The 244-nt window shown below is 47.1% G+C and carries 1 protein-coding gene; it reads left to right on the top strand.

Features of this window, described 5'->3' with window-relative positions; translation table 11 throughout:
* Positions 1-244, top strand: a 244-nt coding sequence (locus tag SB816_RS34275; RefSeq protein ID WP_410548532.1) for a penicillin-binding transpeptidase domain-containing protein, incomplete at both ends; no start/stop codon positions are given.

The following is a 244-nucleotide window of genomic DNA, read 5'->3' as shown; positions in this document are numbered from 1 at the left end:
GATCGGCGGTCAAAGGAGCGACGGTGTTGACCGGACTGCAGACGGGCGCGATTAATTTGAACACCGTTTTTCAGGATGAACCTATGTATTTCAAGGGAAGTAAAAACCCGAAAAAATCATGGACGAATTTAGGTCCCGTAGATATCGAAAAAGCGCTTCACGAATCATCAAACGTGTTCATGTTCAAAACGGCGATTGCTGTCGGTAAAGGGGAGTACAAAAAAGGCCAGTCCCTGCCGCTTGA

The organism is Achromobacter sp. SIMBA_011, assembly GCF_046535435.1.
Lineage (GTDB): Bacteria > Pseudomonadota > Gammaproteobacteria > Burkholderiales > Burkholderiaceae_B > Achromobacter > Achromobacter dolens.
Note: the sequence above shows the minus strand (reverse complement) of the source record. Positions and strands in the feature narration are given on the sequence as shown.